At 52.9% G+C, this 24,124-nt stretch carries 22 protein-coding genes; 5 read left to right on the plus strand and 17 right to left on the minus strand.

Features of this window, described 5'->3' with window-relative positions:
• Position 1: 1 nt before the first annotated feature.
• The 5 genes from EYZ66_RS08545 to EYZ66_RS08565 all read right to left on the minus strand — a co-directional run bounded on the left by EYZ66_RS08545 (position 2) and on the right by EYZ66_RS08565 (position 5,257).
• Positions 2 to 988 carry a vWA domain-containing protein gene (locus tag EYZ66_RS08545; RefSeq protein WP_009576561.1) on the minus strand — a complete coding sequence of 329 codons (987 nt, stop codon included), beginning with the start codon at positions 986 to 988 and terminating at the stop codon, positions 2 to 4.
• Positions 981 to 1,496 (minus strand): DUF4381 domain-containing protein, encoded by a 516-nt coding sequence (locus tag EYZ66_RS08550; RefSeq protein ID WP_009576563.1) that lies wholly within the window; start codon positions 1,494 to 1,496, stop codon positions 981 to 983. The genes EYZ66_RS08545 and EYZ66_RS08550 overlap by 8 nt, the downstream gene beginning before the upstream one ends.
• Entirely contained in the window at positions 1,493 to 2,458 is a 966-nt protein-coding gene (locus EYZ66_RS08555) for a DUF58 domain-containing protein (RefSeq protein WP_009576564.1), read from the minus strand. Before EYZ66_RS08555 ends, EYZ66_RS08550 begins: the two co-directional genes overlap by 4 nt.
• A 36-nt stretch (positions 2,459 to 2,494) precedes the next feature.
• Complete coding sequence (locus EYZ66_RS08560) at positions 2,495 to 3,469, minus strand: AAA family ATPase (RefSeq protein WP_009576565.1); 975 nt, start codon at positions 3,467 to 3,469, stop codon at positions 2,495 to 2,497.
• Positions 3,470 to 3,754: 285 nt separating this feature from the next.
• Positions 3,755 to 5,257: a transposase gene (locus EYZ66_RS08565; RefSeq protein WP_138773302.1), complete on the minus strand. Its 1,503-nt coding sequence runs from the start codon at positions 5,255 to 5,257 to the stop codon at positions 3,755 to 3,757.
• 94 nt (positions 5,258 to 5,351) lie between these two features.
• On the opposite strand from EYZ66_RS08565, the gene EYZ66_RS08570 reads away from it, so the two are divergent.
• Both EYZ66_RS08570 and EYZ66_RS08575 read left to right on the plus strand, forming a co-directional pair.
• On the plus strand, positions 5,352 to 5,963 hold the full coding sequence (locus EYZ66_RS08570) for an AMP-binding enzyme (RefSeq protein ID WP_083814427.1): 612 nt from the start codon (positions 5,352 to 5,354) through the stop codon (positions 5,961 to 5,963).
• Positions 5,964 to 5,997: 34 nt separating this feature from the next.
• Positions 5,998 to 8,556 (plus strand): TonB-dependent receptor, encoded by a 2,559-nt coding sequence (locus tag EYZ66_RS08575; protein ID WP_009577285.1) that lies wholly within the window; start codon positions 5,998 to 6,000, stop codon positions 8,554 to 8,556.
• Between the two features lie 57 nt (positions 8,557 to 8,613).
• On the opposite strand, the gene EYZ66_RS08580 is transcribed toward EYZ66_RS08575, so the two are convergent.
• The 3 genes from EYZ66_RS08580 to EYZ66_RS08590 form a co-directional block, all read right to left on the minus strand.
• The gene (locus EYZ66_RS08580) at positions 8,614 to 9,084 is read right to left on the minus strand and encodes a DUF533 domain-containing protein (protein WP_280525404.1); all 471 of its coding nucleotides are present in this window, start codon (positions 9,082 to 9,084) and stop codon (positions 8,614 to 8,616) included.
• 221 nt (positions 9,085 to 9,305) lie between these two features.
• Entirely contained in the window at positions 9,306 to 9,974 is a 669-nt protein-coding gene (locus tag EYZ66_RS08585; RefSeq protein ID WP_009577322.1) for a nitroreductase, read from the minus strand.
• Between the two features lie 137 nt (positions 9,975 to 10,111).
• A complete protein-coding gene (locus EYZ66_RS08590) occupies positions 10,112 to 10,732 on the minus strand; it encodes a DJ-1/PfpI family protein (RefSeq protein WP_050793493.1) in 621 nt (206 codons plus the stop codon).
• Positions 10,733 to 10,918: 186 nt separating this feature from the next.
• Between EYZ66_RS08590 and EYZ66_RS08595 the strand changes: the two genes are divergently transcribed.
• Complete coding sequence (locus tag EYZ66_RS08595) at positions 10,919 to 11,257, plus strand: hypothetical protein (RefSeq protein ID WP_009577320.1); 339 nt, start codon at positions 10,919 to 10,921, stop codon at positions 11,255 to 11,257.
• A gap of 917 nt (positions 11,258 to 12,174) precedes the next feature.
• Here EYZ66_RS08595 and EYZ66_RS08600 read toward each other — a convergent pair.
• The 7 genes from EYZ66_RS08600 to EYZ66_RS08630 are packed head-to-tail and all read right to left on the minus strand — an operon-like array spanning position 12,175 to position 20,788.
• Positions 12,175 to 12,417: a glutathione S-transferase N-terminal domain-containing protein gene (locus EYZ66_RS08600; protein WP_244948413.1), complete on the minus strand. Its 243-nt coding sequence runs from the start codon at positions 12,415 to 12,417 to the stop codon at positions 12,175 to 12,177.
• Positions 12,359 to 13,474, minus strand: a complete 1,116-nt coding sequence (locus EYZ66_RS08605) for a class II histone deacetylase (RefSeq protein ID WP_009577316.1) — start codon at positions 13,472 to 13,474, stop codon at positions 12,359 to 12,361. Before EYZ66_RS08605 ends, EYZ66_RS08600 begins: the two co-directional genes overlap by 59 nt.
• 53 nt (positions 13,475 to 13,527) lie before the next feature.
• Positions 13,528 to 14,382 (minus strand): phytanoyl-CoA dioxygenase family protein, encoded by an 855-nt coding sequence (locus EYZ66_RS08610; protein WP_009577315.1) that lies wholly within the window; start codon positions 14,380 to 14,382, stop codon positions 13,528 to 13,530.
• A 60-nt stretch (positions 14,383 to 14,442) separates the two neighbouring features.
• Positions 14,443 to 14,928, minus strand: a complete 486-nt coding sequence (locus EYZ66_RS08615; RefSeq protein ID WP_050793492.1) for a RidA family protein — start codon at positions 14,926 to 14,928, stop codon at positions 14,443 to 14,445.
• 26 nt (positions 14,929 to 14,954) lie between these two features.
• A complete protein-coding gene (locus EYZ66_RS08620) occupies positions 14,955 to 16,457 on the minus strand; it encodes an NAD(P)/FAD-dependent oxidoreductase (protein WP_235714754.1) in 1,503 nt (500 codons plus the stop codon).
• Positions 16,454 to 18,394, minus strand: coding sequence for an outer membrane protein assembly factor BamB family protein (locus EYZ66_RS08625; protein ID WP_244948419.1), 1,941 nt, complete (start codon positions 18,392 to 18,394; stop codon positions 16,454 to 16,456). Before EYZ66_RS08625 ends, EYZ66_RS08620 begins: the two co-directional genes overlap by 4 nt.
• A 12-nt stretch (positions 18,395 to 18,406) precedes the next feature.
• A complete protein-coding gene (locus EYZ66_RS08630) occupies positions 18,407 to 20,788 on the minus strand; it encodes a TonB-dependent receptor (protein WP_009575250.1) in 2,382 nt (793 codons plus the stop codon).
• A gap of 286 nt (positions 20,789 to 21,074) precedes the next feature.
• Here EYZ66_RS08630 and EYZ66_RS08635 point away from each other — a divergent pair, with 286 nt between their 5' ends.
• Complete coding sequence (locus EYZ66_RS08635) at positions 21,075 to 21,740, plus strand: TetR/AcrR family transcriptional regulator (RefSeq protein ID WP_009575249.1); 666 nt, start codon at positions 21,075 to 21,077, stop codon at positions 21,738 to 21,740.
• 471 nt (positions 21,741 to 22,211) lie between these two features.
• Here EYZ66_RS08635 and EYZ66_RS08640 read toward each other — a convergent pair whose 3' ends face one another.
• Positions 22,212 to 22,574, minus strand: coding sequence for a type II toxin-antitoxin system VapC family toxin (locus EYZ66_RS08640; RefSeq protein ID WP_009575248.1), 363 nt, complete (start codon positions 22,572 to 22,574; stop codon positions 22,212 to 22,214).
• On the minus strand, positions 22,571 to 22,759 hold the full coding sequence (locus EYZ66_RS08645; protein WP_009575247.1) for a type II toxin-antitoxin system VapB family antitoxin: 189 nt from the start codon (positions 22,757 to 22,759) through the stop codon (positions 22,571 to 22,573). The genes EYZ66_RS08640 and EYZ66_RS08645 overlap by 4 nt, the downstream gene beginning before the upstream one ends.
• 239 nt (positions 22,760 to 22,998) lie before the next feature.
• Between EYZ66_RS08645 and EYZ66_RS08650 the strand changes: the two genes are divergently transcribed.
• Positions 22,999 to 24,036 carry an IS110 family RNA-guided transposase gene (locus tag EYZ66_RS08650; RefSeq protein ID WP_009575246.1) on the plus strand — a complete coding sequence of 346 codons (1,038 nt, stop codon included), beginning with the start codon at positions 22,999 to 23,001 and terminating at the stop codon, positions 24,034 to 24,036.
• The last annotated feature ends 88 nt before the right edge of the window (positions 24,037 to 24,124 follow it).

Below are 24,124 nucleotides of genomic sequence, written 5' to 3' on the forward strand. Positions count from 1 at the left end.
ATTAGCTAAGCCTCCTCTTCCTGTGACCTAAGAGTGAAAACAACGGCATGGCAATCACGTACAACAAGGCAAACGCCATCAGCGGTATATGAAACAGAGAAGTACGCGGACGGTAAGAAAGGCTGTCGTAACTCGCAGGCTCTAATTCATCAATGCGCTGATAAGTTTCTTGCAAAGCTTTCAAATCAGCAGCATTAAAACTAACGCCACCGGTTGTTTGTGCGATAGAGTCTAAAACCTCTAAATCTAAGGCTTCTTCACCAACTGTTTCAGGATCACCCACCGCCACTGTATAGATAGTTACACCTTCTGCCTTAGCCACTTGTGCAGCATCTAAGGGAGGGACTTTACTGCCCGTATCATTACCATCAGTCAGTACAATCAATACTCTGTTTTTGGTTTTAGACTCACGAAAATGTGCAATCGATAAACCAATTGCATCACCTAATGCGGTGCTTGGTCCTGCCATGTTAACAATGCTCTCATCGAGTAAGGCCAGCCAAGTCTCTCGATCATCGGTAAACGGAGCTTGCAGGTACGCTGCACTACCAAACACAATCAAGCCTAGTCGATCACCCTCGCGCCCTGCTACAAATTGCTTAAGCACTTGTTTTGCTGCACTTAAACGATCTGTTTGCTTGCCTGTTGCATCAACAAAGTCGGTAGCTTCCATCGAGCCTGAGATGTCCACAGCCAGCATTAAATCACGTGCGGTTTTCTCAATTTTAATCGGCTCACCAACCCAAACAGGGCGAGCTAGAGCCAATACCAATAGGCACCAACCGATCAAACTCGCTACGGCCTGAATGACCAGGCGCCTGCGAACGCTGGCACCTGAGCGTGGGGTTTCACCGCTTAAATCAACCAAGCGCTGAAAATATGGCACTTGCAGCGAATCACTGCTTTCTCTGTGGGCTGGGGCTAACCAACGAATCAATAATGGCGCCAGAAGAAAAACAAAAGCCCAAGCTTCGCTAAACTCAAGCATGGCTATCCTGAACCCTATGTCGTATGATCCAGCGTTCAACATCCGCTATTACCGCCTCTAGATCTATGAGCTCTAGCTCTTCTTCAACAAGAGGTGCATAGGCAAGATATTCAAGCTGTTCTATCGGCAAGCACTCTTCATCAGGTGCCAACTCAGACAAAGCCTGAGCATAAGCTAAGCCTTGTAGGTTAGACATGGCCTCTCGACCTGCCGCGGCGACTGCGGTGGCTTTAAGCAAGGGCGCAATATCTCTCACCGCTTCTTTAGAATTTTCTTTCAATCGTAATTTAATCTCAGAAAGCTCAGCCAAAGCTTCTCGGCGGTAACGATTGGCTAAATATCGCTGTCTGATCCGCCAAACCGTTCTTATGATAAGTACTACAATCAGTGCTAAAAGTAACCACCAGCCAGGTGTTTGAGGCCATAATGAAATCTGCTCAGGAAATTCTGGCTCAATAAAAGAACGCAGTACCGGATTCCCCCAAGTTGAATCAAACACTTTATTCATATCTTGGCACCTATCTTAGAACCTAAGGCAATCAGCAGCTGTCTTAAAGGATCATCTACGGTGTTGATTTCAATTAAAGGTAAGCCGAAGCGCTCAAGCGCATCACTCATGTGCTTTACGTGATTTAGATAACTGTCTTCGAAACGACTTTGTAATTGTTGATGTGTGCCCGAGACGATAATCTGCATTTCGCCATCAGAAACCACCAGCTCTTGAAGATTAGGCAGCTCTTGCTCTGCACGATCAAATACCTTGATGGCAATCACATCGTTTTTGATTGAGAGTCTTTTTAGTTTCTCATCGCTTTGTTCATTCCAGCCAAAGCCATCACCAATATAGATAACTAGAGCATCGTGTTTGACATACCTGAGCAGCACATCGAATGCTTCGTTAAATTGTTCGGCATTAGCTTGACAGCCCGAGCTTAAAGCAGCATTAGTCTTTTCTAAACGCTTAAGAATATTAAATACCGTTTCTCGGCTGCGCTGCGGTTTAAAATAGTAACTATTCTGATCATCAAAGATCAAAGCACCAACTCGATCACCCGATCCTAATACGCGCCATGCAGCCAATGCGGCAATCTCTGCAGCAACTGCAGATTTCATTGCATGCTCTGAGCCAAAATACATACTGACGCGTTGATCCACAAAGAGAAAAATCTGCCGCTCTTTTTCTTCGGTATAAACACGCACATGGGGCTTGCCGGTACGGTTGGTCACTTTCCAATCCATGGTGCGAATATCATCGCCTGGACGGTAGTGACGCAGCTCCTCAAAATTTAGGCCTCGACCGCGTAGCCTTGAGCCATGTCTGCCGCTAAGAATACTATTCACCGGCTGGCGTGGCAGAAAAGAGAAGCCGCGGGCTGTAAATTCTAAGGCTCGCAAACGCGCAAGACTGACCGCAACACGATCGTCTTGTTCGCTATCAGCCTCTTGATTAATGCCCTTAAACCATTTCATCGGAACTTATTTAGGATTAATTTATGCAGGGGTCATTTATGCAGGAAGAACCTGCTTTAAGATTTCATCAATAACAGCATCAGCATTTACTGAATCAGCCAGTGCGTCGTAACTTAAAATTAAGCGATGGCGCAGAACCGAGTGTGCAACACCTCGAACATCATCGGGCGTGACATAGTCCCGACCTGCAAGCCATGCTGAGGCACGCGCACATTTATCTAAGGCAATACTGGCCCTTGGGCTTGAACCCACTCTAATCCAATCTTTCAAAGGTGAATCGGGATATCTTTTAGGGTCGCGTGTAGCCATCACTAAAGCGACAATGTATTTATTGATATTAGTAGATACGGTAATAGCGGCTACTTCCTCTCTTGCAGCAAAAACCATATCTTGAGAAAAACGAGGCTCTTCTATTGCCTCACCGGCCTCCTCCCCTCTAACCAAATTAATAATGGCTTCTTCGGCAGCATCATCAGGATAATCGACATTAACCTTCATCAAAAAACGATCCATCTGAGCTTCAGGCAGAGGATAGGTACCCTCTTGCTCAATCGGATTTTGAGTGGCCAACACCATAAATAGAGGCGGAAGCTCATAGCTTTTACCGGCAACCGTCACGGTACGTTCTTCCATGGCCTCTAACAAAGCAGCTTGGACTTTTGCAGGCGCACGGTTAATTTCATCGGCAAGTACGATATTATTAAATACCGGGCCTTGCTGAAACTGAAGCAGCTGACGTCCTTCAACTTCTTGATAGACCTCGTTACCGGTAACATCTGAAGGCAGCAAATCAGGCGTAAACTGTATACGCCCCAAGCTGGTTTCTAAACAACGCGCCAAGGTTTTTACCGCTCGGGTTTTCGCCGTGCCAGGCAGCCCTTCAAGTAAAACATTGCCATTGATCAGCAAAGAAAACAGTAAGGTTCTAACCACCTGCTCTTGGCCAACAACCGCACGGTTAATCGCATCATTAAGCGACTGAAACGCTTCAAGGTTCGTGTTAGCTTGCATAGTTTATCCTTAAAAAACCATTAATTGGTACGAACCACTTCACTAGGTCGCCACGGAGTATAGGAAGAATAAACGCCGTTTTTCTCCAAGTCCAGCCACTGTAGACCGCGAATGACGGCCTGCTTTGCCAGTGGGTGATTCTGAATCCGGCCCGTGTAGCCATCGATCCCGCCGAAAATTCACCCGTTTTTCCCGACAGCCGGGGCCAACCCAAGCCGCCGGCATAACGCATCCCTGCCGCGGCTGAATTACCGCAGCATCGTGATCGGAATCGTTTGGGACGGGTCAGGTAAACAGACCCGGCGACAGGCCAGCCGGTGGTGCCCGGCTCTCGGGCAACGGGCTGGACTCGTTGGTTTCGGCTTTTTGCTTCAGATGGTCGAGGATCTGCTTGATCACTACCGGATCTTCAATACAGGCAATCACCTTCATGGCACCGCCGCATTCGCTGCAAGTCTCGATGTCGATTTGGAATACACGCTTGAGCCGCTGTGCCCATTTCATCGACGCTCGCCGCCCAGCGGGTGTTGGCGGCTCATCCGATACCTTGACCTTTTTGCTCCCCTTGCCCCTCATGGCAGGTGTAACCAGGGCGCGGTGCTTGCTGTTGGGCGCAAACACCCCATGAAACCGGGTAAGGTTCACACGTGGCTTCGGCACCAACGCCGACAGTCTTGCGATGAAGTCCAGCGGCTCAAAGATCACATGCGTGGTGCCGTCCCGGTACGGCGTCTTGAGCTGGTAGCGCACGTTGCCATTCTTCGTGAGCGACAGCCGTTTCTCAGACACCGCCGGGCGGCTGATGTAGTGGCACAGCCGTTCGAGTTTGCTGCGCTCATGGGCCTTGGCCGCTACGCCGGCATGTAGCGAGAAACCGGCAACCTTACCGGGCATGTCACCAAACTGATCTTCCGGGTCGCAGGCGGGCAGTGTCTGCAGGGTGAACACCTTGCGCCCTGCCTGTGGCCCCACGGCGATGCGATACGTGATGGAATGCCCCAGCAGTGGAGTCATCGCATCTTCATCCACCGCATCCAAGGCCAGGTAACTGTTTTCAGCATCCCGCTCCAGTAGGCCTTGCCGCTCCAAATAGCGGCCGACCCGATGGGCGATGGTGTGCGCCAGTTGGGTGAGTTCGGCGCTGGTCGGCGCCCTGACCCAGAGGAACCGGGCTGTTCCATTGGGACGCTCAACGTACACGCCATCGAGGAACAGCATGTGAAAGTGAATGTTGAGGTTCAGTGCACTGCCGAAGCGCTGGATCAGGGTGACGGCACCGGTCTTGGCCGCTTGGTGGGTATAGCCCGCTTTCTTGACCAGATGCGTGGCGATGACGCGGTAAACGATGCCCAACACCCGGCCCATGACCTCCGGCCGGCTGGCGAACAGAAAGCGCAATTGAAAGGGAAAGCTGAGTACCCATTGGCGCATGGGCTGTACGGGCAGAACCTCATCGACCAGTAGCGCGGCGCTTTCGGCCATACGCCGTGCGCCACAACTAGGACAGAAGCCCCGACGTTTGCAGCTGAACGCAACCAGGTGCTCAGCGTGACACGACTCACAACGCACCCGCAGAAAGCCGTGTTCGAGACGGCCGCATTTGAGGTAGTCGTCAAACTCGCGTTGCACATAGCCGGGCAGTTCCCTGCCCTGCGCCGCCAAATGGGCAGCGAACGTCGGGTAGTATTCTTCGACGATCCGATAGAGCAGGGTTTGCTCGGGCCGGTGACGCTGGTAACGACCAGTGTTCTCGTCCCGGCTGGCCATCCTGGCCGCCACTTGGGGCATGATCCGCATCCTTGCGATACTGTGTTTTTATACAGTTTATCGCTCAGCTGCGAGATATTGAAGTCTCAGCTGTGATGCCAGCCAACGTGATGATGTGCCCGTGTACGCGCTGGGCTTTGCCGACGAACTCGCCCCAGTTGCGCTACTGGACAATGAAGGTAATGAAGTTGCCGTGGGCGAGGTGGGGGAAATCGCCATAAAACCAACCGAGCCCTACCTTATTTTTAACGGCTATTTTGATGACCCAGAAGCCACAAAAAAAGCCTTCCATGGCGACTGGTATTGCACTGGAGATATGGGTAGGCAAGACCCAGCTACCGGCGCGTTTTTCTACATTGATCGAAAGCGCGACGCCATTCGCTTTGGTGGTCGCAATATCTCGACGCTGGAAGTTGAAGGCGTAGCGCGAAAGTTTCCTGGTATTGCGGATATCGCTGCCTATGGCATGCCGCACCCTGACGTGCCCGGGGAGCATGAACTCGCGCTCGCTATCGTTGAGGCTCAAGGTGCTAAAGTGGATGAAAGAGCGTTGTGCGAATTTATAAATGAAAACGGGCCATACTATTTTGTGCCCAGGTACATCACCAAATTTGAGGCTCTGCCCTATACGCCAACGAACAAGGTGCAGAAGTTTCAATTGCAAGAAAAAGGGGTCTTAGTACAAACGTGGGATATAAAAACCTCTGACTATGTAGTAAAACGTTAACAAAGATTAACAATAACCAAAATGGGAGTAGCACATGAGCTTAAACAAGCAAACTAAACGGTCGGTTCTCGCTTTGTCGGTCGCCGCTGCAGTGGGTGGATTTAGCGTTCCGTCAGCCTTCTCGCAGAGCGTGTTGATGGAAGAAGTAATCGTTACCGCTCAGAAACGAGAAGAAAGCAACCAGAATATCCCGATTTCTATTACCGCAATGAGTGCTGAGATGATGGAAAAGCGGGGCATCCAGAACACGCAGGATTTGCTGCTTCAAACCCCTGGTATGGGCGGTTTTGAGTCGCCTGGGTCAAAGGGTACAACGGCGATTAATATGCGGGGCGTTGGTGCGGGTCAGCCGGCTAACTTGTCGGTGGATCCAGCGATCGGGATTTATGTCGACGGTGTCTTCATCGGGAAGCAGGTAGGATCGGCACTCGACGTGGCAGAAGTTGAGCGCATCGAAGTGCTGCGTGGCCCGCAGGGCACACTGTACGGTCGTAACACCGTGGGCGGTGCAGTTAACTTCATCTCGAAAAAGCCAACGGGCGAATTCGATATGAAAATCCAAGCGGGTGTAGGCAACTACGGCGCCAAGAAATTCCGCGTAGTGACCAACCTGCCAGCGGTGGGTGAGGTAGGCAGCGGTTTAGGTCAGCTTTCAACTAACTTCGTTTACCAGACACGCGAGCGTGACCCTTTCTATGATGATGTGGATCCGTCAAAGCCCGGTTATAACGATCAAGACCGTCAGGCCTATCGGTTTGCGGCTAATTTAGACGTGAGCGAGCGGTTCTCGATTGACTACATCTACGACAAGAGTGAGCTCGATGAACTCAATAACTTGGAACGTATCGTTGGGGTTAACCCTCTTGATCCCGCCGGTAACGTGCCGTTAATTGGGACTTTGCAAGGTTTACTTCAAGGTGCTCAGTTTTGGGGTAGTAACCCTGCGGCTGACCCATTGATAGCATCGCGGTGGGTACCCTCGCTGCAAAAGACCATCGCTGAATACCAAGCGCGTCTTGCAGAGGGTAGTGGCCGCAAAAGCAAGGGCGCTTCAGATTCGACTCCGGTAACCGTAACTGAAGCAGACGGTCATAACTTGTCTCTGACCTGGGACTTTGATGATTTTCAGGTTAAGTCGATCACCGCGCAGCGCGAAATTGAGAGCTACGTGGGCGGTGACCTTGAAGATCTTGATAGCCGATTGGACGCAAATGGCATCGGTGCTTATGGTGATCTCGTGCATTTGACACTAGGTCAGATTTACGGTGGCACGGTAGCTGCAACCGCGGGGTTATTTGGCCCGGGAACCCCGGGGGTCGCTTTCGCATCGCCATTTACCGCAGCGCTTTGGAATGCCATTGATACCCAAGGCGCTAACCAGAGCTATCAGGATACGTATAGCGACTACGAGCAATTCAGCCAAGAACTTCAGGTGGTTGGTTCCAAAGATCTTGTCGAATATGCCTTTGGTATTTACTACTTTGAAGATGAAAGTAACTACGATCGTTACGCTATCTTCGCGGCGCCGCTTACCGGTAATGGCTCGCAGAAGTATCGGCTAGAAACGGAGGCTGTAGCAGTCTATGGCCAAATGACTTTCCGCCCAAGTGAAGACAGCCCATTTGCTGCGACTTTTGGTATTCGCTATACGGAGGAAGACAAGTCGATAGCCTATAACTATCCCGCATACAATACGCCCTTCGGCCCCGCGCCTGCGCTTGTGGGTGATGATGCCGAGAGTTTTGATGACATTAGCTATACGCTCGCTTTGTCATACCAGCCAAGTGATGATCTCAACGTATATGGTCGCTACGCTACCGGTTATCGATCTGGCGGTTTTAACGGTGAACAGGCAGGTAGTGATGCTTTCCAGGAAGAGAAAGTAAACTCTTGGGAGTTGGGTGCCAAGAGCTCACTCATGGATGGTCGCTTACGCGCAAACTTTGCGCTGTGGGGTTACGTTTGGGAGGACATTCAGGTTGCGGTAAGTGATACCTCCTCTGGTAGCATCACTTCTGGCTTGGTTAACGCCGGTGAAGCAGATCGTTGGGGTTCCGAAATTGAGCTGATGGGCGCCTTGAGTGACAACCTCGTACTCGGATTTAACTACAGCTATATCAACGGTGATTTCGAGGAATTCCCTGACGTGTGTGGCTTCTCCGGTATTTGTATTGACGGCACATCGGCGGCTACACGAGGTACCTCGCCCAGCAATCAGTACAGCGTGTTCGCTGATTTTACGGTGGCGCGTTTGAGTAACGGTGAAATCACGGGTTTTGTTAACGCGTCTTATTCAGACGAGATTGCTGAGAACGCACTGTGGTCCCAGATTTTGAACGATGCTGATGGTAGGGCAGCGTTTCCACGCGTAAATCCACCACAGATTCTAGATCAAAAGACCTTAGTTAATGCACAGTTGGCTTGGCAAGATATTCAAGTGGGCGACGGCACGTTAACCGTGACCTTATGGGGCCGCAACTTGCTCGATGATGACTATCCAAACTACTCCATTAACTTTGGTGGTTTGAACTTCATCACTGAGTCTTATGGCGATCCTAAAACCTACGGTCTGGATTTTACCTACGAGTTCTAATCCATTACGAGTCTCAAAGAAACCCAGCCTCGGCTGGGTTTTTTTTGGCCTTGCGAGTTACAACTTGGATTGAGCGAGGTAGCTAGCCTGAATCGGCGAGTCAACTCCATGAGGGCAGCGAATCAACTCTGTGAGTGGATTGAATCGAATCCGGTCCGCGCGTGCGGCCATAATCATCGCCTGAAGAATTTGCAAGCCCCGCTGCTCTTGCGGCACCCTAGCAAGTTGATCAAGCTGCTGGCCTTGCTGCTCGACCGAGGGAGACGGCGTAGCTGCTTGCTGTGTGTTAGTTTGATAGTTTTGATAAGCCTTCCAGGCTAAAGCGCCAACCCCCGCAACAGCACCATATTTGAGTGCGTTCTTCCCCATTTTTCGTCCACGCTTAGAGCCCAGCAACAGCTCGCAAATTGCAGGGCAATAAGAAAGTAATGCTAATTCCCGCGCAATAGATCCGAGATCCTGCAGAGAGAGGATCAAGATCGGCTCGAAAAAGCGGGAGTTGAAGTTGTCGAAGCGCGGATAAGCCACTCAGCCTACTCGCCAGAGATCGCTAGTGCGATGCGTCAACGCTAACAAGCCTCCGCTATCGTAGCTGCGCGCCACAATATTGCTGAAGGTGCGGTAAGCATAGTCGGGGGCCACTTTAGAACCAAGCTTAACTCCACTGATCTAGACGCAGCCATTCAAACATGGAGCAGCACCAAGCAGCTCTGTTAAAAGCGCACCCAGAAATTGCGGTGGCTGTTGAATCAAGAAATGTCTGTGTGCCACTGAATCAGATCGCCAAAATCAGCACGAGCCGTGCGACACTGGTTGACCGGCGCGTCCTCTATAGGCCGGCCAAACGACAGACCAAACATCAGTTTGCGACCATCAGTAATGCCCAGAGCATCCCTCAAAGTGCCTGCATGAAAACTCAAAGCCGTTTGCGGACAACTGCCGAGCCCCTCGTTTACCAAACCCAACATAACGCTTTGGGCAAACATCCCCAGATCGCACGCCTCTCTTTCCGCAAAGCCCGCGGGCAAATAAAAGAACGCGACATGAGGCGCATCAAAAAACGTAAAGTTACGCATAAAGGCGATGTCGCGATTCACTTTATCGTGCCGGTCAATACCGGCTGCCTCTGTCAATGCCTTCGCGGATGCGATTTGTCGCTCCCTAAATTCCCCTTCGTACGCGCCGTCAAAAGGAAAATCTAGTTCGATCTCGCCCGCCTTCATTTTATTAGGCAACACCGCGCGTAACGCCTCGAGCTGAGGGCCGCTAACAATGTGGACATACCACGGCTGCGTATTGCAGTTACTGGGTGCTGCAAGCGCGTTCTGAAACACTCGCTCGATGACGTTTTGATCTATCGTCTCAGGATAGAATGCTCGCGTCGCACGTCGTTTATCAAGTACCTCATAAAACTCCATAAAATGAATCCTTATCGCCACAAAGTTGGACCCTCACAATGTATAGGGAGTGCTACCTATTGTCGAGTAGCTTCAGTCTGTCACAAACCCAAGTCCATACGGGCGAAAAAGATCGCGCAAATCAAAGAGGGCATTAGCTAATTAATGAGTACCATTCTGCCAACATCGTCTGCGAATTGGCCGCTATCGCGGTATCTGCAGGATTGAAGGCGAACAGTTAATGGTTCTTGTGTTAGATGGTGGCCAGTGGAGGTGATATTTTTTCCCGGTTGCAGACTAACGTTGGGATAGTGCGACTCGAACTCATCCACCATGTGCCAGAAGACGGTGGCGACCTTGTTGTCGAGCAGACCAGTCTTGGCGAAGAGAAAAGTACCGGTGTGCAGGCAGGCGATCATGGCTCCCCTTTGGTGTTGCTCGAGTAACCAATCGATAGTGGTCCTGTGTGTCTCAATAAGCTGCTCTACTTCACACCAGATACCGGAGACCACAATCAAATCTGTATGCTCGACATCTGCAATTGAACAGTCACGTTGGTACCGTGAGCCGCTAGAGGTTTGCACCTGCTCACCGTCCTGAGTGGCAACCAAGACCTGCTCTCTGGAGCGAACGGTTGTTGCGGGCTCGGCGTGCAGCTGTGCCACTGCTCCGGCGTGGAACAAATCTCGTGCCATCACAATACTCATCTCCATCGAGCCATCAACTGCCAAGATGGTGACGGAATTTCGGGGGGTGGGAGTTGCGCGCGCGGCACTCATAAATGGGCATTCTCCGATTCATGCAGCTTCGTCGTTGGGTAAGTGTACTGTTGAGAATATTACTATGTTGGGCCGTTTTATCTTATCAGGGGGTGCTTTTACGCAGGGCCATACTTGTTCGTCAGTCCTATGATGGTTCCTATATCAGTTATCCATCAAACCGACTTACCTGACAAGGAGGTTGCAATGCCCACTGTACTGTACGAAAGACGCGGGAGAATCGCTTACGTTACCCTTAATCGTCCCAAGGACATGAACGCCATTAACGAGGAAATGCACAAACTCTTGTGGGAAGTCTGGCAGGAGTTTGCCGCCGAGGAGATGGCCACGCGTATCCTGCCCAATGAGCAGTGGCGGTGCGCTCGGCCACGGAGACCATTCTTAACGTTATCGGCAGCCAAGCTCGCCTACGAGGCCTTCACCGGCTATTCGGGCGCAGCCAACCCGCCTGTGGTAGAGCTGTTGAAAAATTTTGCCGACAAGACTGACAAGGGACGCGCAGGAAGAAACAAAACCGAGCTGTAGTTGGCTGGGCCCGGTACCAGACTTCTGAATCAGTGTGGTAACGGGCAACTGCAACCGAAACTTCTGCTTTCAGATCGTGACGCACTTTAGCTCTTGCAGCCTATCGCCTGGCCGCTAGATCTTGAAGCTTAAGCAGTGACGGCAGCCAATGCCAGACGTTGCCTGTGAGTACCTATCACTCCCACTCTATTATCAATAAGCCATTTTCGTCTTTTATTTTCAATGGCTTATTTTACTTCTAATCGGTAATACCATGAAAAATACCATGCTGAGAAAATCCTTCAAAAAGTTTCATTTTTCGGCAAATCCGTAAGCACCGCATGTCTCATTCGAACACTCTTTCAACAGGATAGCCGTGAACGTCGAGGGCAGTGCAGGTCCACTTGTGCGTACTAACGGCCACTACCCTCAAACTCAGGCGACAAGCGGTTTAGCCTTCTCTATTCGTGCCCGCCGCTTTGGTGTGTTAAGCGCTTTCCACAGCATTCAGGGTAGTCTTTAAACGAGAAAGCTTGAAAGGACTCTACTCACTCACAACCGGACAGTTCCGATCAATGTGGGCCCTGCTAGCGAGTTTAAAGCAAGAGATATTAGTCCGCCTGCATTTTTGCGCGCGGCAATCACGTTGGGTAACCAAGTACCGCCCGTCACAACCACTCGCGCGCAACGCAGAACGATATCCGCAAGCGTGATCTGCTCACCATCAGAAAGGGGGTGAAGTGTCCCACTCGTTGAATGGACACAAGTGCCTAGACCATCAACACTGCAACATCGTCGAGTACTGACTTCTCCAACGGCGCTCCACCGATGGGCGCAGGGATCACGCGCCAGCTCTGGCTTTCTATGTAAAACTCACAGATCTTCATGAGCTCGTGCATTTTCGCCTGACCCCAGATATCCGGCGGTGACAAAGGCTGTTACGGATAGCAGGCTTCAATATAGGCCAGAATCAGGCCGGTTTCTGACAAGAAGCGGCGGGGTGTTTCGATGCAGGGAATTTTCCCCAACGGACTTTTGTCGAGAGAGGTTGGATCGGTACCCGGTACAGCGGCTACTTCTTCAAAATCTATGCCGCTGCTCAACATTGCCGTTACTAAAACCTCAGGTGATAAAACGCAACATATTTTCAGCACGCTGAAGGAATTGATCTTGTTGCTCACTAAGTTTCTGATGCTCCTCAACGATAAACCCTGTGTAGGGGCCCTCAAAAGGATTGTCCTCTTTAGTAATTCTGGATTTCAGCCCACTCAACTCCTCGAAGATCGCCAGTGCCAGAAACGGCGTCATCGTCGGGTCATACCCCCCCTCATGGCTCAGCACCAAGTTACCGCTACACACATTAGCGGCGAGCTCCATGGTATATCGCGTCATTAGGCGGAAGCTTTCCGAGTGCAACAACATGCGCGCCGTTGGGTCGCTGAAACCTGCATCCAAGCCACTGGCCACAACGATCAAGTCCGGGCCAAACTGGGTCACAGCTGGAATGATGATGCGCTCGAAAGCTGTGAGGTAGGCGCCAGTCCCGGAACCGGGTGGAAGCGGGATATTGAGGTTGTAGCCCTCCCCGTCGCCTTCACCGTTGTGTTCGACAAAACCACGCCCATAAATCATCTGGTCCTGATGAATCGAGAGCGTCAGAACCGAAGGATCAGAGTAAAAAGCGGATTCGGTTCCGTTTCCGTGGTGGGCGTCCCAATCAATTATTGCGACTTTCCGCAGGCCATGCTCTTGCATAGCGGACTTCACCGCGACGGCGATATTGGAAAACACACACAGCGCCATACCCGTGTCTTTCTCAGCGTGATGCCCTGGCGGCCTCACCAACGCATAGGCATTGCTGACTTCCTTATTTAATACGGCATCAATTGCTGCCTTAGTGCCGCCCGCCGCCAACGCGGCCAGCTCGAAACCCCCGCTAGGCATGAGCAGGCCTGACCCCGCGTAGCCTCCATGATCCGCGCTAATCTCTGCCACGCGGTTGATATAGTCCAGATCGTGGACAAGTGCTAATTCCTCGTTGGACACACACGCCGGCTTGATCAGTTTAAGCTGTTCCAGAAGCCCGGCCGTCTCGAGCAGATTCAGTATTCGCCGCTTGCTTTCAGGTGTTTCGGGCTGAGTACCTGGTTGAATGAAACGGTAGTCATTGAACACGCTAGCGTAGGAACCGAAGTCGTACCACATATAACGCTCATCCCACACCAAACCCGTTTTCATCGCGATACTCCCGTTCTAGTTGAGTTTCTGCAGCCTCATCATTGCCGGCTACTTTACAATCTGCCTGCTGCCAGCATGTCCGCTGGGATGCCGTTATCCACCGCCCCTAAAAAACCTTCGCCTTTTGCGATTCCATCATGCACGCCGAAGCCCAAGAGCTCTTGTGCTCTACGCGACATTTTCCGAACGCGCTCTCTAGAAATGGATAAATAGCTGTTCTCTTCGGTCCGGAGCCAGCCAAGGCAAAAGCTGGTATGCATGCCTCGCCGGACGGCGTCTGTTCTATTAGAGCCCGCACCGTGCAGCGTAGACCCCAGATAAATCACTGCCGATCCTGGAGCCATTTCAGCAATGACGATTTCTTCGGGTTTTGGCACTCGATCATGGGGCCACCGATGGCTACCTGGCACCACGCGAGTCGCACCCATATCTGCAGTGTACTCACTGAGAGCAATAAGTGACGCAAATTGCACATGGCCACCGATGGCACTCGTTAACTCCCTGGGCCAGACATCCTGATCGCGATGAATCAATTGATCCCCTGACCCAGGCCCACGATCGAGAACGTGAGCAAGATTTAAAGTATAATCAGAGCAATTGGGTAGCAGTATCTGATCACCTACCAGCTTGAAAATAGGGTGAAGCAATACCGCATTCACAAATGTGTCTGACACATTGGCAACCCCGGTCAAATGTTTTGTGTGCGGACCGTGAAAGAACTCAACCGCTGCGTTTGGATGGGCATGATTCACCGGTTTCTTTTCCAGCGCAGGGTTAATCTCAGCGTTTAACCGATCGAGTTCCTCGCTTGTCAAAAAACCCTCAATAACGAGCGCGCCATTTAGGTCAAGCTCGTTGAGGATGTCCGCGGCTGAAGCCGTCACAGGGAAGTGTTTGAGAGTCGTCATAGAATATGCGTCCACAAAATAGTCACGTTTTCTTTCACAAAATAGCGAGCTAACCCGACATTAATTCGACGCGATAGCTGAAACTTCAATCAGTATTCTGGAGTCAGCGAGTGTTTCCACGCCAATCATGCTGAAAGCGTGTGCCGGAAACGGCTGACCCTCAAGTGCTACGGCCATTCCTGCCATGATTTCCTGTGCAGCTTCTGCATTCAGGCCGCGAATATACAAGGTACTACTGACGATATCTTCCGGCTCGGCCCCCGCCGCGCGAATCGCGAGAATGACATTCCCAAGTGCTTGTATTGTTTGCGCACGGTAATCACCAATTCCCACGAGTTTCATGTTTTCGTCATAGGCGACCTGCCCCGCAACGTAAATCGTCTCGCGGCCGGTTGTCGCCATCACTTGATGGAAACCTGGCATTGCGAACAAGCCGGGGGGATCTATCGCCCGATGGGTAAGTGGCTGGCTTTGAGGGCCAGTGGCGGAGCACCCTTGTGTGACAATCGCCGCAAAAACAACCAGCCATGCATATAAAGGTTTCACTAACGTTCTCCGTAAAAGGTTTTTGCTTACAGGATACCGAGGCGCTGCGCTATACGTGCCGCCGGAATCATCAGGCTGCGGATCAAGAACTCCTGCTTCCCAGGATTTGAGACTGCTTGTGGGCGTTCAATAGGAAACGGCAGTTGATCGAGACGGTCACGGGCGATAGCCGTTGCGAGCGCCCTACCCATCAACGGCGCCATGACGTTGCCCCAGGCATTGAAGTGCATCAAACCGTAGATGCCGGGCCTCAATTCGTACATTCCTGGGAACTCCTGCTGCCGCATTGCGACCTTTCCTGTCCAGTAGGCCTGGAGTTTGATGGGGAACTCTCGTGTCACAGGCCACGTACGATGTATCCACGCCAAATGCTGCTGAAAGTGCCAGTCGGCATCCCAAGGTTTACTCCGGCTGGGCATAGAAGCCGTGATGATACGGTCGTGACCGTCGATCAGAAATGGATTGAGGTCGAAGGGCACCTGCGCGAGTGTTGCTCTGCTGGGCATAATTTGGTCCCGCAGCTCGTGTGGCAGTGGCCCACTGGACAGTGCATAGGCGGTCATCGGATAACAGGATTGCCGTAGCTCGGGTACCACGTCGGTTGCATAGGCGTTAGTGCAGAAAACCACCCGCTTGCAGCGCACCGTTGATCCATTCTGCACGCGAACGCGCCAATCGTCGCCGTTCTGCGACAAGCTGGTGACTTCAGTGTCGCCAAAGATGCGTGCGCCCTGCGCACGCGCCGCAGCGCTCATGCCGGCGGTAAACAGGTAGGGATTGATGCGTCCTCCCGAGGGATACAGAACCCCGTGGGAGTAATAGTTGGAACCCGTCATTGCAAGCATGGCAGGCGCATCGACAGATTCCAGATTCTGCCCTAACTTGTCGGCGGGCTGCGTCGAAGCCGCATGAAACTTCTCAAAGGCACTTTGCGACGTCATGGCATTAAGATAGCCGCTTTGCGTGGCATCACAGTCAATATTGTAGCGCTGCGCAATCTCGAACGGGATACCGTGATGCTCCCGAAAGAGTTCAAAAAAAGCGCGGCCTTGATCAGGGAACGACTCGAAGACACTCATGTCACGCAGTAGTGGCAGCACATGACCAGCATTGCGGCCCGAGGCGCCCCAGCCGGGTTGGTGCATTTCCAACACGACAGTACTGAGTCCCAGCTCGGTCAGGTGCAAAGCCAGGGAGCTGCCGGCGAGTCCCGCACCCACAACCACAACATCTGCTGTCAGGTCTTGCTCTAGCGCTGGGTAATCGGGAGCAACGCCCAAAGTTTGGGTCCAGCCGCTATTGGCGATTGGCACACTACCTTGCTCATAGAGATCTTCCGTAGCATGGTGCCCCTGCACTGTCGTGCCGCTGGCGACCTCCGTGTCAGCAGCGTTACCGCAGCCCGCCAGTGCGCTGCCCATCATCAGATATCCCCCGTTGCGCAATATATCGCGTCGAGTTAATGAATCATCGACGCGATTGTCGGCTTTGATGACCACAGGGAGATCTCCTGTTTTCCTAATGTTCATTGACCATCTACCGTATAAACAAGCAGGGCATTGCCGGATTTCATGATAGAGCTTGCGCCGGAAGTGATAAAGAGAGCTTCCCTGCCAACTGTGACGGGGTAGCCGCTGACCTGCCCACCACTTGCCGTGCCGTTAACCCCATCGTATTCGATGGCGGTATCAATTTCGCGCAGCAAACGTCCGTCCCCTGTGGCGTAGATGCGCACATAGCCATCCCAGAAGCCGGCGAACACCATATCTGAGACCACGGTAACCGCCGCTACTTGGCCGGCGATACAGTTTTGGCTCTTATCCCAATTACAAGCCGCCTGAGGAGCTTTGGTGCGCCATACCACCTCTCCGTTGGCGGGATTGAGCGCAACCAGCGAACCGGTGAGGCGCTGCTCGGGAGAATCAACATCAGAGATGGGCACGTAAATCTTCTTGTCATCTGCCCCTAAGCCATACATAACGCCACCCAGGTCACCACCCTCTGAGACCTGTGTGGACCAGAGCACCTTGCCGCCCAAGTTCGGGTCAATACCGTGGACCTTACCCGATTTCTGCCCGACAACCAGGATGTCTTTGCCATCAGGGAGCGGATGAATAAGCACAGAGGTCCCCATGGAGAAGAAATTTCTGCAGTCTGTTACCCGCTCGGCGCAAATGCGGCTGCGTTCGTCGGGTTCGGGCAGGAATGATTGCTCCCAAGCCCGTTTACCGGTTTGCAGGTCATAAGCGATGACAGAGTATGGCCCTGCAGCACCGGTAAAGCCGTATTCCTCCGCAGTAGTCGCATAGACCACACCTCTTTTCGCATCAATAGTTAGCGGCGTGTAGGTTGATGCGCCAGCGGGGCCCTGCTGGAACTGCCCGGATGCGTGCTCTTTGCTCAGTGGCGCAGCAGCGCTCTGAGTGCTGTGATGTTGTGACTCTAGCACTAGCGAAGCTAGTGACTCGGTGATGTGATGCTGTTTCCACAGCAGCCTGCCACTGCGTAAATCAACCGCAGCCACGCCGCCGCGCGCGCTACAGCAAAAGTAGCTTTTGTCATGCGTTAAGGGATCTTCCATGGATGAGAGCGGGATGTAGACGATCCCGTCATATACCGTAGGCGCCGACGTTATGCGCGTCAGGACATGGTTCTCGACATTGGTTTGCCACAGGATTGCTCCGGAAGCCGCATTGAGGGCAAACACCGTGCCCGTATCATCGCCAAACAGCGCTACGCTGGACGCCGCGTTTTTATCACGTCCACTGCTATCGTCAAACGCGACGACGGTGACCGCGCGCACAATCCGGCCTTGCGTGGGATAGGCCCACTGCGCGCAGCCGCGCTCGGCATTCAGCGCAACAACGTAACCCGTACCGGCGAGAAACAGGGAGTCGCCTGCTTGTGTAACCGGGCCCGCGGCCCCTCCGGGATAGGCATAGCTCCACTTGAGCTGCAAGCGCGCCACCGCGCTTGCGGTGAATTCCGGGTGCTGGCGAGAACGACGCCCACGAATATCGCCGTGAGTGCTGCTCCAGTCGCCTTCCATTAGCGCTACGCTGGCTGGAAGGTTGGCACACAGCTGCGTGGCGGGATTGACGATCTCCTTCGGTTCGCGCCCGGTGAGCAGTTTCACCAATGACTTGATCTGCTCGTCTGCAAGGCCTTCCACCATAGGTGCCATGGCACCACTACGCAGTGCTTGGTAGACACCTTCTGGGGGGCGATAACGCAACGAGGCACGCGGCGGCGTTCGTCCCTCGGCGTTGTCATGGCATTGCGCGCAGCGGTCTGCATAGATTTTCGCCGCAGGTGAATCGGCGTTTAAGGCGTGGAAGTTGATGTTACCCATACCATCCATTAAGGGCTCATCCTGGCTCCAAACCACAGACGCGAAAAGCAACCCTGCCAGAATTGCAGTCACCAAGGTCGAGCCTCTTGTATAGCCGATAAGGTGTGTAAACATCACTGTAAGCCCCTAATACCGATAGCTGAGGTCGAAACCCACGCTGCGCAATTCCCGGTACGTGTTCACTGCAAAGCCGAGGGCACCAAAATCGACACCAAATTCGCGCACCTTTTCATTGCCGAGGTTTCTGCCCCAAGCGGCTACACTCAGCTCACCGTGGGGCACCGGAATATCGGCCAGCGTCAGGCGCGCATTGAAAAGCGTGTAAGAATCAGCCCGGTCGTACAGATTCAGTTGCGTCTGAAAGGTTCTATCGCCGGAATAGGCAACATCGAACTGTGCAATCCACTGGCCGTAGCCCATGTGCGGAAAGGTGTACTGCAAGATCGCCGAGGCGTTGCTCTTGGGTGATCCCGCAATGGTGCTGGCGGTATTGGCAATATCGGCAGTCAGTGGTTCGCCGTCCTCTCCCCTCGCGGGGAAACCTGTTATCGGATCCGAGACACTGGTGATGAATTTATTGTAAGACAGATCGGTGTAGCCATAGCTGAATGTTGCCAACAAGGCATCAGTCGGCATAACGGTAAGTTCTAGCTCTGCCCCCCATGCCTCGGATTCCCCTGCGTTGACCAGCTTTGAGGAAGCGCCACCGGAGCCCGCTTCAAATTGTGAAACCTGCTGGTCCTCATATTCGTAGTAAAACAGTGCGCCGTTAAGACGTACCCGGTTCTCCATCCATTCACTCTTGCCACCCAATTCAAAAGAGGTAACATTTTCTTCGTTTACAGGATCTTCAAACGATGTTTGGGTGGTGGCGCGAACGTTATAGCCGCCGGCACGATAGCCCGTTGCGATCTTGCCGTAGAGCATCAGATCATCGGATGCGGTGTAGGTCATGGTCAGATTAGGATTGAACTTACTCCAGGAGTCACTGGCTGACAGCGTCGTTTCGCCTACGTCGTCAAACGTGTTGGTCAGGCGAAGTTCGCGCTCATCCTCACTCCAACGCATCCCGAGTGTTGCCGCCCACTTTGGACTGATGTCATAGGTAAACTGGCTGTAAAGCGCCCAGGCATCGTTGTCTGCTTCATAATAGTTCGCGCCAGAGTTTAGTACGATGCTTTTGCCGAAACAGTCACCGGCACAGAGAAAAGCTTGCGTTCCCGCGTCCAAACTTCCGAGTGCCAGCAGCGCCGGGAAAACAAACTGCTGAGGATCGGCTTGCCGCCCCTCCTCTCCAAAAAAGTAGACGCCCGCAGTGTAGGAAAGTCGATCATCAGCGAGTGCGCCGATGACCTGGAACTCCTGGGACCATTGTTCGTGTTCATTAAAACCCTGCGAATCAAACATTTGCACGAAGTCACCGGCAGGCACTGTCGTACCATCAAATGATGCTGAGAGAAGCGTCTGCCCATCGCTAGGGAACTCTCCAAAACCCTGACTGGCATAGCGATTGGTGAACTCGCGCCACGAGGAAATCGACTTCAGTGTGTAGCTGTCTGCCTCCCAAGCGAGTGTGAGTGCGTGACCGTCAATCTCCATCGACTGATCCTTGCCATCACCGATAAACGGCAGGCTGCCCGACCGCCTGGGTGATGCGGCCGCCGCAGCCTGCTCATACTGCCCGCCGCCGAGGCTCAGCTGCAGCGGGCGCACAAAGCTGATTTGACTGAGGTTGGTGTTAGAGTCCTGCTGAAAATGGTCAAAGGTGTAGTCCGCGACCAAGCGTTCTGTTGGGGTCCATCGCACCGCCAGGCGCACCGCCTGCTGATCGTATTGGCCCAAGTCACCGCCCGTATAAGCGCTGCGCACCAATCCACCGCGCTCGCCATGGGTAAAACTTAGCCGCGCTGACAGGTTCGACCACTCGGGGGTTTCTATAGAAGTGGCACTGCGCAGCAGCTCGCGCTCACCCATCGTCACTTTCTGCTCGAAACCGAATTCGCCCGATGGCTTCTGGGTGACAATATTGATGGCACCGCCTGTGGTGTTGCGACCAAACAAAGTGCCCTGGGGCCCACGAAGCACCTCAATACGCTCCATATCGACGATTTCGAAGGCGGCCGCCGAGTTGCGCCCAATGTAAATACCGTCGATATAAATTCCCACCGTAGGGTCGATGGCCAAAGAGGGTTCGCTGGAAGCAATGCCACGAATACTGATCCCGTAAGCGTTCTGACTTGCGGGCGTCTTGTTCATCCGCAGGTTAGGGGTATAAGCCGCGATATCACCGCTTTCGATAACACCAAGATTCTCAAGGCTTTGCTGATCAAAGGCCGTTAAAGAGATGGGCGTATCTTGCTGGGACGCGACAACGCGTTCGGCTGTCACCAAGACTTCCTCTAGGCCGCCCCGGGATCCGAATTGCTCTTGACCCAACACCACGGTGGAACACAAAGCGCTGAGAGCGACGCTCGATAGACGTAACGGTACGTGCGGGATCATTGGCATGGGAAATTCCTCAAGAGATGATTTATTGGATCGAACAGAATTCACCATTATACAAGACGGCTGTCTTGTTGTAAAGTCACTTGTCTTTTCGTGCGCCAATCATAATTTGAGTGGCTTACAGTTTTGGCTGTATTGCCGGATAACAACTCCAGCTCTGCTGCGGGGCTTCACACCGGGAGCATCAGTCAATAGAATGTCAACGCCCTGCGCAGGAAGTACGATGGCTTCCTGACCTGTCGGTGTCGCTTCGCGCGAATCCACGGGATGTGAACTGGAACAATTGGCTATGGATTCAACAACTAAGGAGGGCGCTTTTCCCCGCGTATCGGATTCAACGCAGGAACGGCGCGAACATATTATTCAGGCGGCTACCGGCGTGATTGCGCGGGAGGGACTGGCTGCCCTTTCGGTCCGTTCTGTCGCCACGGCTGCAGGCTGCTCACGGGGGCTCGTCGAGCATTATTTTCGCAATAAAAATGCGCTATTGGTGGCTTCCAACGATTGGGCAAATGCCACATATCTGAAACGCGTGCAGACGGCAGTTGATAAAAAAAGTGGGCTTCAGGCGCTCGAACTGCGCCTGCGCAACCTGATACCCTACACCGACACGATTTATGATGAATGGAAAGTGCGTGTCGCGTTTTGGCATCAAGGGGTGACTCTGCCCTTAGTGGAAGAGGCGAACAACCGATCGTTCTATGAGGTATACCATGCGATTCTGGAGGATATGCGTCAGGCTCAGGCGGCTGGCGAGCTTGCAGCTGGTATTCCGCTGCGCGTGACATCGGAGTTATTGCTGATGACCATGATTGGCTTGTGCATGAGCAGCATCAATGACACCAACCTGCGCCGAAAGGCGCCCCTTGACCGTCGTCTAGCCATGATCCTCGGTTTCCTCAAGACAGGCGATGCAGCGGCACTTGAAGTCGGGGATCCTGAAACAGAATATTAAACGTGCCCCGTCATCGCCCTTATATGACGACTGGAGAGCCTCGTCAGGATTAAAGGGCACGGAAATCTCCGTGACTGGTGATTGATGGTGTACCAAAAATTGGAGATTCACTCACAGCGTACAACTTGCAAAGCGGAAAAGGCGCTGGGAGGACGTAGCCTTATAGATGGTATATCTAAAGCTCAGGCGCCCCGGAAATTAGTACTCAACTCGGGTTTCAATAGCTTATTTTCCTGCTGAACGGCGATATCGTGAAAGACACCATGCTCAGAAATTTCTTTGAAATATTCCCCCTGGATTACTTACCAACCCTTTGACAACGAGGGATTCGAACCCTGAGCCATGCGTTTTGGCGCCTCGCCATGCCCCTTAATGCCTTCTAAATCAGAGAGTTAAAAAATGGGCCCGGCATGTGAGGGCGTCAGAAGGCGTGAGGATGGTCCCATGGTGGTCCCAAATTATTCCGGACAGCTACTGATAAGCCTTGTCGAGTTCGACGGCAAGTGCCGCCAACCGCTTATCTCGCGTCCAAATCTTTGTGGGGCCGCCAAGAAACGTTGACGATAGCAGGTGCGCATCAATATACCCCACGCCGCGCCCCATCAATTGGTGCTGTTCAATAAAAAATAAAACTTCCTCATCTGTCGCCGTCACCACCCTCGGTAGATCCGCCAGCAACGCCAGAACTTCCGTTCGATTGCCCAAATTACCACAGGCCAGCTCACCGATAACGAATGGGTGGGTTAGTACTTGGGTACTGTCCAGCAGCTGCGCCAGAAGCTTATCGCCAGACCTCAGGTGGTCAATCCAGACTGATGTATCGACTAAAATCATGTACGTCTACGGGGCACAGATTTCAGCTCCGGATCAGTGGCGCCTAGCTTCGCTAGTCGACGCGCACTTTCACGCTCGATAAGAGCCTTGAGACCTTCGCGTACCAGGGCCGCTTTCTCAACTACCCCGGTAATCCGCTGCGCCTCGGACATCAACTGGTCGTCGATAGTAACTGTGGTTCTCATAATTTCTTCTCCGATGCTGGAGTAATAACATCGATATCTTACACCATTTGATGCTATTTTTGATGTTCGTTGACTCCATTGGTATTAATGAAATGAACCATCCTCATCACTAGTATTTCCTGGTTTGTCCTGTCGGATAAATGTAAGCAATGGGATGGACTCCTCCTCACCTAACCGGCATCTACGTGCCAAAATGGTGAGTGATAAGCCAACCATCATGAAGATGAGGAGAAGCCCAGATGAATATTATCCGCGTCGGTGTTGATATTGCCAAGTCAGTCTTCCACGTGCACGGCGTAGACCGTCACGATCAAACTCAATGGCAAGGCAAATACTCCCGCCACAAGTGGCTTGATGCGATCAGCCGGAAAGTACCGGCCGGCGCCGAGATTGGCATGGAAGCCTGTGCCTCATCTCACTACTGGGCCCGGGAACTGCAGAAGCGGGGTTATCACGTCAGGTTGATTGCCGCACAGTTTGTGAAGCCCTATGTCAAAAGTAACAAAAATGACCGGGTGGACGCGGAGGCGATCTGCGAAGCCATGAGCCGGCCGAACATGCGTTATATCGCCCCCAAGACGGTTGCCCAGCAGGACATTCAGGCAGCGCACCGTATCCGGGAAGAGCTTGTGGGACAGCGTACCGCCAAAGCCAACCAGATCCGGGGACTGGTGGGAGAGTACGGCATTGTCGCGCCGGTGGGCATCCAGCAGCTCCGCCGGGCCTTACCAACATGGCTGGAAGACGCCGAGAACGGACTTAGCGATAGTTTCCGCATTCTGCTGAATGGGCTGGCTGAGGATCTCCAGCACCTGGATGATCGCGTCGCAAAGCTTGACGAGCGGATCGCTGACAGTGTCAAGCAAGATCCTGTGGCGCAACGTTTGATGACCTTGCGTGGCGTGGGGCCGCTCACAGCAAGTGCCTTGTCGGGCGCCTTGGGCGACGCGAAGGCTTTCCGCAGAGGACGGGACTTCGCCGCCTCTCTTGGGTTGACGCCCAGACAGCACAGCACCGGGGGTCGGGATCGTCTGCTGGGGATCAGCAAGCGCGGCGACAGTTACCTGCGCAAGCTGCTCGTTCATGGAGCACGAGCCGTGTTGCGTCATGTTGATGGCAAAGACGACGGACTGAGTCATTGGCTTAAAGGCCTTGCCTCCCGAAAGCATGTCAATGTGGCAACGGTAGCACTGGCCAAAAAAACAGCCCGAATTGCCTGGGCGCTGGTGCACAACGACACGGACTATGACAACAACCTGGCTGCAGCCAGCATGTGAGGTGCCGTCTGAACGTGGCACACAAAGTGAGTTAAACAGAGTTTCCAAGGGAGACATCCAACACCGCGATTGCATGGCATTTTGATTG

The sequence above is a fragment of the Aequoribacter fuscus genome (assembly GCF_009910365.1).
Taxonomy (GTDB): Bacteria; Pseudomonadota; Gammaproteobacteria; order Pseudomonadales; family Halieaceae; genus Aequoribacter; species Aequoribacter fuscus.

Bases quoted from the DNA above. Each gene is read 5' to 3' on its own strand.
- EYZ66_RS08545 (WP_009576561.1), bottom strand. From the start codon at position 988: ATGCTTGAGTTTAGCGAAGCTTGGGCTTTTGTTTTTCTTCTGGCGCCA.
- EYZ66_RS08550 (WP_009576563.1), bottom strand. From the start codon at position 1,496: ATGAATAAAGTGTTTGATTCAACTTGGGGGAATCCGGTACTGCGTTCT.
- EYZ66_RS08555 (WP_009576564.1), bottom strand. From the start codon at position 2,458: ATGAAATGGTTTAAGGGCATTAATCAAGAGGCTGATAGCGAACAAGAC.
- EYZ66_RS08560 (WP_009576565.1), bottom strand. From the start codon at position 3,469: ATGCAAGCTAACACGAACCTTGAAGCGTTTCAGTCGCTTAATGATGCG.
- EYZ66_RS08565 (WP_138773302.1), bottom strand. From the start codon at position 5,257: ATGCCCCAAGTGGCGGCCAGGATGGCCAGCCGGGACGAGAACACTGGT.
- EYZ66_RS08575 (WP_009577285.1), top strand. From the start codon at position 5,998: ATGAGCTTAAACAAGCAAACTAAACGGTCGGTTCTCGCTTTGTCGGTC.
- EYZ66_RS08585 (WP_009577322.1), bottom strand. From the start codon at position 9,974: ATGGAGTTTTATGAGGTACTTGATAAACGACGTGCGACGCGAGCATTC.
- EYZ66_RS08590 (WP_050793493.1), bottom strand. From the start codon at position 10,732: ATGAGTGCCGCGCGCGCAACTCCCACCCCCCGAAATTCCGTCACCATC.
- EYZ66_RS08595 (WP_009577320.1), top strand. From the start codon at position 10,919: ATGCCCACTGTACTGTACGAAAGACGCGGGAGAATCGCTTACGTTACC.
- EYZ66_RS08605 (WP_009577316.1), bottom strand. From the start codon at position 13,474: ATGAAAACGGGTTTGGTGTGGGATGAGCGTTATATGTGGTACGACTTC.
- EYZ66_RS08610 (WP_009577315.1), bottom strand. From the start codon at position 14,382: ATGACGACTCTCAAACACTTCCCTGTGACGGCTTCAGCCGCGGACATC.
- EYZ66_RS08620 (WP_235714754.1), bottom strand. From the start codon at position 16,457: ATGAACATTAGGAAAACAGGAGATCTCCCTGTGGTCATCAAAGCCGAC.
- EYZ66_RS08625 (WP_244948419.1), bottom strand. From the start codon at position 18,394: ATGTTTACACACCTTATCGGCTATACAAGAGGCTCGACCTTGGTGACT.
- EYZ66_RS08630 (WP_009575250.1), bottom strand. From the start codon at position 20,788: ATGCCAATGATCCCGCACGTACCGTTACGTCTATCGAGCGTCGCTCTC.
- EYZ66_RS08635 (WP_009575249.1), top strand. From the start codon at position 21,075: ATGGATTCAACAACTAAGGAGGGCGCTTTTCCCCGCGTATCGGATTCA.
- EYZ66_RS08640 (WP_009575248.1), bottom strand. From the start codon at position 22,574: ATGATTTTAGTCGATACATCAGTCTGGATTGACCACCTGAGGTCTGGC.
- EYZ66_RS08645 (WP_009575247.1), bottom strand. From the start codon at position 22,759: ATGAGAACCACAGTTACTATCGACGACCAGTTGATGTCCGAGGCGCAG.
- EYZ66_RS08650 (WP_009575246.1), top strand. From the start codon at position 22,999: ATGAATATTATCCGCGTCGGTGTTGATATTGCCAAGTCAGTCTTCCAC.